9 protein-coding genes are annotated in these 12,252 nt (G+C 37.7%); 8 read left to right on the forward strand and 1 reads right to left on the reverse strand.

All coding sequences use genetic code 11. The features are described 5' to 3' along the window. Positions 1–4: 4 nt before the first annotated feature. The 5 genes from A1704_RS12280 to metF all read left to right on the forward strand — a co-directional run bounded on the left by A1704_RS12280 (position 5) and on the right by metF (position 7,016). Positions 5–1,165, forward strand: coding sequence for an O-succinylhomoserine sulfhydrylase (locus A1704_RS12280; RefSeq protein ID WP_062673708.1), 1,161 nt, complete (start codon positions 5–7; stop codon positions 1,163–1,165). A gap of 37 nt (positions 1,166–1,202) precedes the next feature. Next, a complete protein-coding gene (locus A1704_RS12285) occupies positions 1,203–2,213 on the forward strand; it encodes a homocysteine S-methyltransferase family protein (RefSeq protein ID WP_062673710.1) in 1,011 nt (336 codons plus the stop codon). Positions 2,214–2,295: 82 nt separating this feature from the next. Next, the gene (locus A1704_RS12290) at positions 2,296–3,387 is read left to right on the forward strand and encodes a fatty acid desaturase family protein (protein ID WP_062673713.1); all 1,092 of its coding nucleotides are present in this window, start codon (positions 2,296–2,298) and stop codon (positions 3,385–3,387) included. Position 3,388: 1 nt separating this feature from the next. Continuing rightward, positions 3,389–6,049: a methionine synthase gene (metH, locus tag A1704_RS12295; RefSeq protein ID WP_062673715.1), complete on the forward strand. Its 2,661-nt coding sequence runs from the start codon at positions 3,389–3,391 to the stop codon at positions 6,047–6,049. Positions 6,050–6,056: 7 nt separating this feature from the next. Next, positions 6,057–7,016 carry a methylenetetrahydrofolate reductase [NAD(P)H] gene (gene metF / locus A1704_RS12300; protein WP_047422460.1) on the forward strand — a complete coding sequence of 320 codons (960 nt, stop codon included), beginning with the start codon at positions 6,057–6,059 and terminating at the stop codon, positions 7,014–7,016. 197 nt (positions 7,017–7,213) lie between these two features. Here metF and A1704_RS12305 read toward each other — a convergent pair whose 3' ends face one another. Beyond that, positions 7,214–8,365 (reverse strand): hypothetical protein, encoded by a 1,152-nt coding sequence (locus tag A1704_RS12305; RefSeq protein WP_062673718.1) that lies wholly within the window; start codon positions 8,363–8,365, stop codon positions 7,214–7,216. A gap of 101 nt (positions 8,366–8,466) precedes the next feature. Between A1704_RS12305 and folE the strand changes: the two genes are divergently transcribed. The 3 genes from folE to cysS all read left to right on the forward strand — a co-directional run bounded on the left by folE (position 8,467) and on the right by cysS (position 11,162). Then, a complete protein-coding gene (gene folE / locus A1704_RS12310) occupies positions 8,467–9,132 on the forward strand; it encodes a GTP cyclohydrolase I FolE (RefSeq protein WP_034694807.1) in 666 nt (221 codons plus the stop codon). Between the two features lie 6 nt (positions 9,133–9,138). After that, on the forward strand, positions 9,139–9,570 hold the full coding sequence (locus A1704_RS12315) for a DinB family protein (RefSeq protein ID WP_062673720.1): 432 nt from the start codon (positions 9,139–9,141) through the stop codon (positions 9,568–9,570). A 125-nt stretch (positions 9,571–9,695) separates the two neighbouring features. After that, complete coding sequence (gene cysS, locus A1704_RS12320; protein ID WP_062673722.1) at positions 9,696–11,162, forward strand: cysteine--tRNA ligase; 1,467 nt, start codon at positions 9,696–9,698, stop codon at positions 11,160–11,162. The last annotated feature ends 1,090 nt before the right edge of the window (positions 11,163–12,252 follow it).

Raw genomic sequence — 12,252 nt, forward strand, 5'->3', positions numbered from 1 at the left:
CTATATGGAAAATTTTGAAACATCAGCAATAAGAACCCAGACGGAAAGAACTCAGTTTGATGAGCATTCTACGCCGCTCTATCTTACCTCCAGTTTTATATTTCAGGATGCGGAGGATATGAGAGCAAGCTTTGCAGAAGAAAAACCTAAAAATTTATACAGCCGTTTTTCCAATCCTAATGTAACAGAATTTACAGATAAGATCGCTAAAATGGAAGGTGCAGAAACAGGATATGCCTTTGCAACAGGAATGGCAGCCATCTATTCTACATTTGCAGCATTGCTAAACGCTGGAGATCATATTGTGAGCTGCCAGTCAGTATTCGGGTCTACCCACACTTTGTTTACCAAATATTTCCCGAAATGGAATATTGAAACCTCTTATTTCAAAGCAGAAGATGCCGCGAATGTGGAGCAATACATCAAACCTAATACAAAGATCTTATATCTTGAAACTCCTACCAATCCCGCTATTGAAATTCTCGATCTTGAGTTTTTCGGTCAGATCGCCAAAAAGCATAATCTTATATTTATTGTAGATAATTGTTTTGCAACACCTTACCTTCAGCAGCCTATCAAATATGGTGCAGATATTGTGGTACACTCAGCAACGAAACTGATTGACGGACAGGGGAGAGTTTTAGGAGGAATCGCAGTAGGAAAAGAAGACCTGATCAGAGAAATTTATCTTTTCGCAAGAAATACAGGTCCTGCATTGTCTCCTTTTAATGCCTGGGTATTATCAAAAAGTTTAGAAACATTGGCGATCCGTGTAGAAAAACACTGTGAGAATGCCTTGAAGGTAGCTGAGTTTTTAGAAAGTCATCCAAATGTTGAACTGGTAAAATATCCATTCCTGAAATCCCATCCTAGTTATGAAGTCGCCAAAAAGCAGATGAAACTCGGAGGAAATATTGTGGCGTTTGAAATAAAAGGGGGAATAGAAGGAGGAAGAAACTTTTTAGATAAGATACAAATGTGTTCATTGTCTGCTAATCTAGGTGATACAAGAACGATCGTTACGCATCCGGCTTCTACAACGCATTCCAAATTATCAGACGAAGAAAGAAATGAAGTAGGGATTACTGCAGGACTGGTACGTTGCTCAGTAGGATTGGAAAATGTAGAGGATATCATTGCAGATTTAAAACAAGCTTTGGATTAATTCAAATAGCAACTGGTTTTAGCCAAAATAGATTAAAATGAAAAATTCAGAACAATTATATAAAGCTTTATCCGAAAGAATTTTAATTCTTGACGGAGCGATGGGTACCATGCTTCAGAGATACAAATTCGAAGAAGAAGACTACCGTGGAGAGCGTTTTAAAGACTGGGAACATCCGGTAAAAGGAAATAATGACCTGCTTTCTCTGACACAGCCACAGGCGATTGAAGAAGTTCATAAGAAATATCTGGAAGCCGGAGCTGATATTATTGAAACCAATACATTTTCAGGAACTACCATTGCGATGGCAGATTACCACATGGAAGATCTGGTATACGACCTGAACTATGAGTCAGCAAAAATTGCCAGAAAAGCCTGTGATGAGTATACTGCGAAAAATCCAGACAAACCGAGATTTGTAGCAGGATCTATCGGACCTACAAACAGAACAGCAAGTTTAAGCCCTGATGTGAATGATCCGGGATACAGAGCCATCACTTTTGAAGAATTGAGAGTAGCTTACAAACAGCAGTGTGAAGCTTTGTTGGATGGGGGTTCAGACATCCTTCTGGTAGAAACCATCTTTGATACTTTGAATGCAAAAGCTGCTTTATTCGCTATTGATGAACTGCAGGACGAAAGAGGAATTGAGATCCCGATCATGGTTTCAGGGACCATTACCGATGCCTCCGGAAGAACTTTGAGCGGACAGACCGCAGAAGCTTTTCTGATCTCAGTTTCCCACCTGAATTTATTAAGTGTAGGTTTCAACTGTGCATTGGGAGCAGATCAGCTGACTCCTTATCTTGAAACACTGGCTCATAATTCAGAATTCTATGTTTCAGCATATCCGAATGCCGGTTTACCGAATGCTTTTGGAAAATATGACGAAACTCCGGAAGATATGGCAAGGCAGATCAAAGAATATGTAGAGAAAGGATTAATCAATATTATAGGAGGATGCTGTGGTACAACGCCTGAACATATTAAAGCGATTGCTGATCTGGTAGAAAAATATGAGCCAAGGAAATTGAAGAAATTTGTATGATTTGATAGATTTTTTTAATTAAAATCAAGAATAAAGGCTGAAATATTAATATTAACTTTAAGTAAACCACAAAGTTATAAATATGGAAAAGCCAATTTACTTAAAAGATTCCGAGGATGTCAGATTATTTAATGAGCTGAGAAAGAAAGTGAACCAAAGAGTAGAAGCCATTTCTGAAAACAGAGATATCTACATTCAGATCAAAGCAGTCATCCTGCCATTGGTCTATATTGGTTTATATTTTCTCGCTGTTCTTAATGCCGAAAAGCATTGGATCTATATTCTGAGTTTTGTTTTAATGGGAATCTCTCTGGTTTTAATTTATTTAAACTTAATCCACGAAGCGGCCCATAATAACATTTATAAGAGTAAAAGATTAAACGGGCTGGTTCTTCACATTTTTGATTTTGTAGGCGCCAATTCATATATCTGGAAAAAAAGACATATCGCAAGCCATCACGCCTATCCGAACGTAGATGGATGGGATACGGATATCGAACAGAGCGGACTGCTTTTAATTGTACCGTGGATTAAAGCGAAAGGAGTACAGAAGTATCAGGACAAGTTTTTCTTTTTAGTCTATCCGTTGTATTTGTTCAATTGGATGTTTATAAGAGACTTCAGAGACTTTTTTGATAAAGAAAGGGTGATTTTAAAAACCCAGGGAAAGATACCCACCATTGAAAAAGTAAAAATGATAAGCTATAAGCTGTTCTATTTCTTTTATCAGATTGTGGTTCCTGTAGTGTTCTTTAAAGTATCAATAGGATTGGCTTTAGGAGCGTGGTTTTTACAGGTGATATCAGCAAGTATTTTTGCATTGTTTGTTTTACTGCCTTTGCATCCGCTTCCTGATAATGCTTTTCCAAAATTAAATAAAGAGAATGGCCTGCCGTTTAGCTGGCTTCGCCACCAGCTGGAAGTAACCAATGATCTCAAAGAAAATAACTGGTTTGTAAGAAATGTGTTGGGAAATTTCAATTTTCACGTTGCTCACCATCTGTTTCCCAATTACAGTTATATGTATTATAATGAAATTACAGAGGAGATTGAAAAATTTGCTAAAGAACATGGTTTAGCATACAAAAGATTTCCGCTGATTACAGCTTTAAGTAAGCATAGGGATTTATTGAAGCAGAATGCCAATAATGCCTACTATATTTTAGAAGAATAAAATGAAGTATTTAAGATTATCAGGCCTCGAGCCTCTTATCATAACCCCGGAAAGTAATTTCATCAACGTTGGTGAAAGAACAAATGTTGCCGGATCCAAAAAGTTTTTAAGACTGATTAAAGAGGAGAAATTCTCTGAAGCCTTAGATATTGCCCGCCATCAGGTAGAAGGAGGTGCCCAGATTCTGGATGTTAACTTTGATGATGGGTTGATCGATGGAAAAGCATCGATGATCAAATTCCTGAACTTAATTGCCTCTGAACCGGATATTGCAAGAATCCCGATTATGGTAGATTCTTCCAAATGGGAGATCCTTGAAGCAGGTCTTCAGGTAGCTCAGGGAAAATGTGTCGTGAATTCCATCAGCTTAAAAGAAGGCGAGGAAGAATTTATCAAACATGCCAAGGCCATCAAAAGGTATGGTGCAGCTGTCATTGTAATGGCATTTGATGAGGTAGGACAGGCAGACAGTTTTGAACGAAGAATTGAAATTTCAAAACGTTCCTATGATATTTTGGTGAACCAGATTGGCTTCCCCGCAGAAGATATCATTTTCGACTTAAATATCTTTCCGGTAGCAACTGGAATGGATGAGCACAGAAGAAATGCCATCGATTTTATTGAAGCGACACGCTGGGTAAGACAAAACCTTCCTTACGCATCCGTGAGTGGAGGAGTGAGTAATGTTTCTTTCTCTTTCCGTGGAAATGATACGGTGAGAGAAGCCATGCACTCTGTATTCCTGTACCATGCGATTCAGGCAGGAATGAACATCGGTATCGTGAATCCGGCAATGCTGGAAGTGTATGACGAGATCAATAAAGAATTACTGGAGCTTGTAGAAGATGTCATCCTGGATAAAAGAGAAGATGCTACAGAAAGACTTCTCGACTATTCCGAAAAGCATAAATCAGTTAAGAAAGAAAAAACTGAAGACTTAGAATGGAGAAACAATCCATTGCAGGAAAGAATTACCCATGCTTTGGTAAAAGGAATAGACCGTTTTATTGAAGAAGATGTAGAAGAAGCAAGACAATTGGCAGAAAGACCGCTACATGTTATCGAAGTTAATCTGATGACCGGAATGGGAGTCGTAGGAGATTTATTCGGAAGCGGTAAAATGTTCCTTCCACAGGTTGTAAAATCCGCAAGGGTAATGAAAAAGGCAGTAGCTTATTTACAGCCTTTCATTGAAGCAGAAAAAGACGGAACAAAACCTGCTAACGGAAAAATCTTAATGGCAACGGTAAAAGGAGATGTTCATGATATCGGCAAAAACATTGTGAGTGTTGTTTTAGGTTGTAACAACTATGAAATTGTTGACCTTGGAGTAATGGTTCCTGCCGAAAAGATTATCCAGACTGCCATTGAAGAAAAAGTAGATGTTATTGGTTTAAGCGGACTGATTACTCCAAGTTTGGATGAAATGGTGTATATCGCTTCAGAATTAGAAAGACAAAATTTAGATTTTCCATTATTAATCGGTGGTGCTACAACTTCAAAAGCACATACCGCAGTGAAAATCGATTTAAAATATAAAAATGCCGTCGTTCATGTGAATGATGCTTCAAGAGCGGTAAACGTTGTAAGCTCATTGCTGGGTGACAGAAATAAAGAATATGTTTCGGATTTAAAGAACGACTACTCTGATTTCAGAGAAAAGTTTCTGAACAGACAGGTGGATAAAGATTATGTTTCCATTAAAGAAGCAAGGGAAAATCATTTTAAAATTGACTGGGAAAATGAAGAAATTTTCACACCGAATAATCTTGGGATAAAAGTAATCGAGAATCAGGATTTAAGAGAACTTCTTCCTTTCATCGACTGGTCTCCATTTTTCAGAAGCTGGGATCTTCATGGAAAATACCCGAATATCTTAGAAGATGAGGTTGTAGGAGTTCAGGCAAAAGAACTGTTCAAAGATGCTCAGGTTATTTTGAATAGAATTCTGGATGAGAAACTGTTAACCGCAAAAGCCATCTTCGGAATCTTTAAGGCCAATTCCAATGAATCCGATGATATTTTAATTTTTGATGAAAATAATAATGAGCAGGCAAAATTTTTAACTCTAAGACAGCAGGCTCAGAGATCAAAAGGCAAAGATTATCTGGCACTAAGTGATTTTATTGCTCCTCAAAGCTCTGGAAAAACCGATTATGTAGGTGCATTCTGTGTAACCACCGGATTTGGTACCGATGAACTGTCCACGGAATACGAAAAAGCCAATGATGATTATAATTCCATCATGGTAAAAGCTCTTGCAGACCGTTTTGCAGAAGCTTATGCAGAATTTTTGCACAAAAAAGTAAGAACAGAATATTGGGGATATGCCAATCAGGAAAACTTAAGCAATGAAGAATTGATTGCCGAAAAATATAAAGGAATTCGTCCCGCCCCAGGTTATCCGGCTTGCCCTGATCATTTGGAAAAGAAAACCATCTGGGATCTATTAAAAGTAGAAGAAAATACAGGCGTTTTCCTTACAGAAAGCCTTGCCATGTTCCCTACAGCATCTGTTTCCGGATATTATTTCGGAAGCCCGCATGCCAAATATTTCGGATTAGGAAAAATAACAGAAGACCAGCTTGAAGATTATGCAGCAAGAAGAGGTTGTAGCATCCAGGAAGCGAAAAAATGGTTGTCACCCAATTTAGCAGATTAACATTGACATGAAGATAACAGAACACATTAAAAACGCAAATGGAAAAACTTTATTCTCCTTAGAAGTTGTTCCGCCACAAAAGGGAATAGGTATTGAAGACCTTTATACCAATATAGATCCGTTGATGGAGTTCAAACCTCCTTTCATTGATGTGACCACATCCAGAGAAGAATACATTTATCTGGACAAAGGAAATGGTTTGATGGAGCGTCGTATTACAAGAATGCGCCCCGGAACACTGGGGATTTGTGCTGCCATCCAGCATAAATACAATGTTGATACAGTACCACATCTTCTTTGCGGAGGTTTTACAAAAGAAGAAACAGAATATCTGCTGGTAGACTGTATGTATCTTGGGATAGACAATGTAATGGCCTTAAGAGGTGACGCCATGAAAGGACATCAGTATTTTGAACCTACTCAGGGAGGACACGCCAGTGCAATGGATCTTGTCAACCAGATTAATGATCTGGGAAGGGGAAAATATCTTCATAACGAAGAACAGGTCAGTGATGAACTCAATAAATTCTGCATCGGAGTTGCCGGCTATCCGGAAAAACACATGGAAGCCCCTTCCATGAACTATGACCTTAAATGGCTGAAACAAAAAGTAGATGCCGGAGCAGATTATATCGTTACGCAGATGTTTTTTGACAATAAAAAGTATATTGAATTCGTTCAGAAAGCAAGAGAAATGGGAATAACGGTTCCAATTATTCCGGGAATCAAACCTATTGCCACTAAGAAACACTTGAAAATCCTGCCACAGGTATTCAAAATAGATCTTCCAGAAGAACTGATCAATGAGGTGGAAAATGCAAAAAATAATGAAGCGGTAAAACAGATCGGAATAGAATGGTCTATTGCTCAATGCAAAGAATTGTTGGATTTCGGAGTTCCTGTTCTGCACTTCTACTCAATGGGTAAGAGTGATAATATTAAAAAAGTAGCTGGTGAGCTATTCTAATAAAAGTACCAAAATGAAGGAACCCTGCTGTAAAAAGCAGGGTTTTTATTTTTTGAAATCTGATACAGAATTAATTTAAAAGATAAAATAAATAAAGCCGTAGGCTATACACCCGCTTAGAAAGAATCAACTTTGTTGATTCCATCTTTCCTCCCTTAAAAATAAACCTCCCACTTCCATCTTCCGTCATCCTTACTCTAAAGACCAGTATGTCTCTCAAACTCCTTACTCCTGTCAAATAAATATCGATAAGTAGCCAACTTTCGGGTAACCGTAGTTTCAAGAGCTTCTGCAATCTTAATCATTTTAGGATTAAAATCACCAATCCACTGAAGTTCCGTAATTGTAAAATCCGTATGTTTTCTTAAATGTTGAGTTCCTTCCCAGATCATATACCCGTCAATACCTTTCTTTTGCCATTCCGGGACAACACCGAAAACGAGACCCACCATTTTTTCATTCTTCTTAAAACGTTTTAACAACAAAAACTTGAGCTTTTGAAAAATCCCGAATTTCCCGTTCAGGTATTTAAACCACTGGTTGAGATCAGGAATATTGATCCACATCGCAATCGGTTTTCCGTTTTCGTATACAAACCAGGAGATATGCTCGTTGATGATAGGTTTCATGGTGTTGAACATCTTCAGAACTTTTGCTTCTTCCAGATGCTTTCCTTCTCCATGAGATGCCCATGCTTTATTATAAATCTCTGTAAAATCCTTTGCAAACTTCGGCAGATTATGCTTTTTCATAGGTTGGGCTGAGATCGCAGGGTTTCTTCTGTTCTTTTCATGTGCAATGGTAAAGATCCTCGAAACTTCTGCAAAAACAGGTCTGGTAAAACATAGCTGCTCAAAATAAATCTGAAACCCATAATTCTCAAAAAGATCTTTGTAATAAGGGAAGTTATAATTCATCCCAAACAAAGGTTCTATGAAACCTTCAATCAGCAGACCCCAGAATTTATCCCGTTCCCCCAAATTGATAGGTCCATCCATCGCCTCAATTCCTTTTTCCTGAAGCCAGTTTTTACAATGATCAAAAATAAAATTAGCCGTTTCCTGATCATTAATACAGTCGAAAAAACCCATTCCTCCCGTAGGCTGCTTTTGCTCATAACAGCTGTTTACAAAAACAGCTACTTTCCCAACGGTGCTGCCATTCTTTTTAAACAGAAACCTCTTACATTCTCCGTTTTTAAAGAATTTATTCTTGGCAGGATCAAAAATTTCCTCAATATGTTTATCTAAAGGGCGGATATAATTTTTGTCGTGTTCATAAAGGCGGGCCGGGAATTCCAGAAATTCCCTTTTATGGAGATGGTTTTGTACTTCTTCGACAATAATCATATGTTTTTTTATCAGAAATGGCTATAAAAGATAATGTTTTTCATCTTATTTGAAATAGAGAAAAAGATATTATCCGTATTTTTGCTGCAAATTAAATAAAAATGGTTGATTTTACTGATAACGACGATGATATTTTCACTGGAAAAGAACATACGCCTATAAGGGAAGATGCTTTTGATAAATCGCCACAGGAAAAAATTGAAAAAATTACTGAGCTTTTTGGCGAGATCATGGAAACGCTGGGAATGGATATGACAGATGATTCTCTGAAAGACTCTCCAAGACGTGTTGCCAAAATGTATGTGAACGAGATCTTCGGAGGACTTCTTCCTGAAAACAAACCAGGAATCTCCACTTTCTCCAACAAATACAAATACCGCCAGATGTTGGTAGAAAAGGATATCACCGTATATTCTTTCTGTGAACACCACTTTTTACCCATCATAGGAAGAGCGCATGTTGCTTATATTTCCAATGGAGAAGTAATCGGTCTTTCAAAAATTAACAGAATTGTAGATTACTACGCGAAAAGGCCACAGGTTCAGGAAAGACTTACCATGCAAATTGTAGATGCTTTGAAAGAAGCTTTGGGAACGAAAGATGTGGCATGTATCATTGATGCAAAACACCTTTGTGTAAACTGCAGAGGAATAAAAGATACGGCAAGTTCTACCATTACTGCAGAATTGAGTGGTATTTTCAGAACAAACCCTATTACAAGACAGGAGTTCTTACACTACGTAGGAAGCCATGCAAAACTGGATTAATAAACAATGAACTACCAGATTCTTAGAAATATTATCGATGCCGAGCTTCAGAGATTTCAAAATATCACTGAAGAAGAATGGTCATATAGAAGTTCTTCAGAAAAATGGTCCAAAAAAGAAATTATTGGCCATCTTTGTGACAGTGCTTTTACAAATATCCGTAGATTTGTTGTGACACAATATAAAGAGAACGAAAATATTGTATATGATCAGAATTTTTGGGTAAAAGCTCAGAACTATCAGAATGTTCCTACTTCAGATCTTATTGACCTGTGGAAATCTTTGAACTATCAGATTGTTCATATCGTAGAAAATATCCCTGACGAAGCATTACAGAGAACCTGTGATACGACCAAATCAGAACCACGGATCTATACATTGGAGTTTATTATCGATGATTACGTAGATCATCTGCAGCATCATTTAAAAGCGATTTAATTATGATAAAATTTAAAAAAGTTTCAGATAAGATCTTTATCACGACAATTATTTGTTGTGACAAAAGTAATTTTTAACTCAATTTTGAATCTTTAAAATCATTAAATCTTTTAACTTAAAAATAAATGCAATTAAAAATATATAACTCGCTTACAGCAGAAAAAGAAATATTCAAACCTATCTTAGAAGGAAACGTCGGAATGTACGTCTGCGGACCTACTGTGTACAGCAATGTACATTTAGGCAATGTAAGAACTTTCCTGTCTTTCGATTTTATCTACCGTACCCTGATGCATTTGGGATATAAAGTAAGATATGTAAGAAATATTACTGATGCAGGTCACCTTACCGATGATGGAAATGTTGATAACGACAGATTCGTAAAACAGACCAGACTTGAAAAACTGGAGCCTATGGAAATTGTACAGAAATACACCGTAGACTTCCACAAAGTCTTGGATATGTTCAACTTACTTCCTCCAAACATCGAACCTACTGCTACAGGACATATTGTAGAGCAGATCGAGTTAACTCAAAAACTAATTGAAAGAGGATTTGCTTACGAAAGCAACGGTTCAGTGTATTTTGATGTTTTGGAGTACAACAAAAGAGGGCTGAATTATGGTGAGCTTTCAAAACGTAACATAGAAGAGCTTTTCGCCAATACCAGAGACCTTGACGGACAGGGTGAAAAGAAAAACCCACAGGATTTTGCATTGTGGAAAAAAGCATCCCCAGCTCATATCATGAGATGGAATTCCCCTTGGGGAGAAGGTTTCCCGGGATGGCATCTTGAATGTACTGCAATGAGCACAAAATATCTTGGTGAGACATTCGATATCCATGGAGGAGGAATGGATCTTAAGTTTCCTCACCACGAATGTGAGATTGCACAAGGGAAAGCCTGCAACGATGCAGCTCCGGTAAATTATTGGATGCACGCCAATATGCTGACGATGAATTCTCAGCGTATGAGCAAATCTACAGGGAACTATATCCTTCCGATGCAGTTGGTTACAGGAGATAATGACTTCTTTGAAAAACCTTTCCATCCTTCAATTGTACGTTTCTGCTTCCTGCAGGCACACTACAGAAGCGTTCTGGATATTTCAAATGATGCCATGATAGCGAGTGAAAAAGGATTCATCAGATTAATGGAAGCAGTGAAAGTATTGAATTCTATTACCGCTGATGACACCAAACAATCCGGTTTCAGCCTAAAAGAATGGAAAAATAAAGCATATGAAGCGTTAACAGACGATTTCAATTCGCCAATCCTGATTGCTCACCTGTTTGAAGCAGTGAAATACATCTTTGCTTTGAATGATGGTAAGGAAACAATCTCAACAGATGATCTTGAAGATTTGAAAACTACACTCAATGCCTTTATCTTTGATGTTCTTGGACTCCAGACCGTAGAAGAAAATAACAATGAAAAGCTGGATCAGACCCTAAAAGTTTTGATCGAATTGAGAAACCAGGCAAGAAAATCCAAAAACTTTGAACTTTCAGATCAAATCAGAGATAAACTGCTTGCAGAAGGTATCGAATTAAAAGACGGAAGAGACGGAACATCATACGTTCTGAACTAAAATATAACTTCGTTTTATCCCCATTCCGTAGGAGTTACTTATTATAAGGATTCTTACGGAATGTTTTTTATCCCTTCTAGACAATATATCCGTATTTCAGATTATGTCTCTTTGTGCTTCCCTTCCCTTCTCTAAAACTCTCTTACCCACTCACACTCAACTCTCCAATTTTTTCAGGAGCTATTTCCTGCTATCCATTCATACTCCTCGCGCCCGTGCACTCCAACGCTCAGTCCCACCCACTCTCCAACCCATGCTGTGGGGTAACCATTCCTATCAGGGCTAGGGAAGGAGGGTAGGATATAAGTAATAAGTAATAAGTAATAAGTAATAAGTAATAAGTAATAAGTAATAATTTGGCCCAATGAAAACAAGTTCATATATAAAATATCCATCATGATCCGTGTCAATCTGTGTCATCCGCGGTAAAAAATAAAAACCATTCAATAGGAACGAGCTTTCGCCTAACTTATCCCTTTATTATATATAGTATATTGCAATCATCCCGAAACCACTCATCCTTGCACTTCGCTCCCCGTATCCCGCATCTCGAATCTCGAATCCCTCCCTTCTCACGCTCTCTCACCCTCAAACCCTCAAACCCTCCCACATTCCAACTCCTTCCTTCCATTCCAAATAAATGTTTACAATTTTTCACCCTGCTACCCAGTTCTTTAGCAGCAAATATTACAAAACAGTAAAATTTATGTTAAATAAACTTGTTTTGCGTTGTATGAAGTTACTATCTTTGCCCCACTGAAAAACGAAAGACATTCAGTAGCGCAGAAGAGCCTTTAGATGGGCAGAAACGATATTACTTCCAAAAAGAGACGGACGAAAAAAACTTTAAAACTTTTTGTAAAAAAAGTTGCCAGTTTAAAAAGAGTTTGTATCTTTGCAGTCCCAATTAGAGGGAGCGCAGGAGTATAGAGATTGAGGTTTTGAGAAGGATTAAGGTTACCTAAAAAACTTTAAAATTTTCTTCAAAAACATTTGGTCATTAAAAAATAAAGTTTTACTTTTGCACTCGCAAATACGGAGCGACACTGACAGAGAGATTGCTTCGTTGAAAAGCGAAAGATATAAAGAT

Origin of the sequence: Chryseobacterium cucumeris (genome assembly GCF_001593385.1) — a bacterium.
Taxonomy (GTDB): Bacteria; Bacteroidota; Bacteroidia; order Flavobacteriales; family Weeksellaceae; genus Chryseobacterium; species Chryseobacterium cucumeris.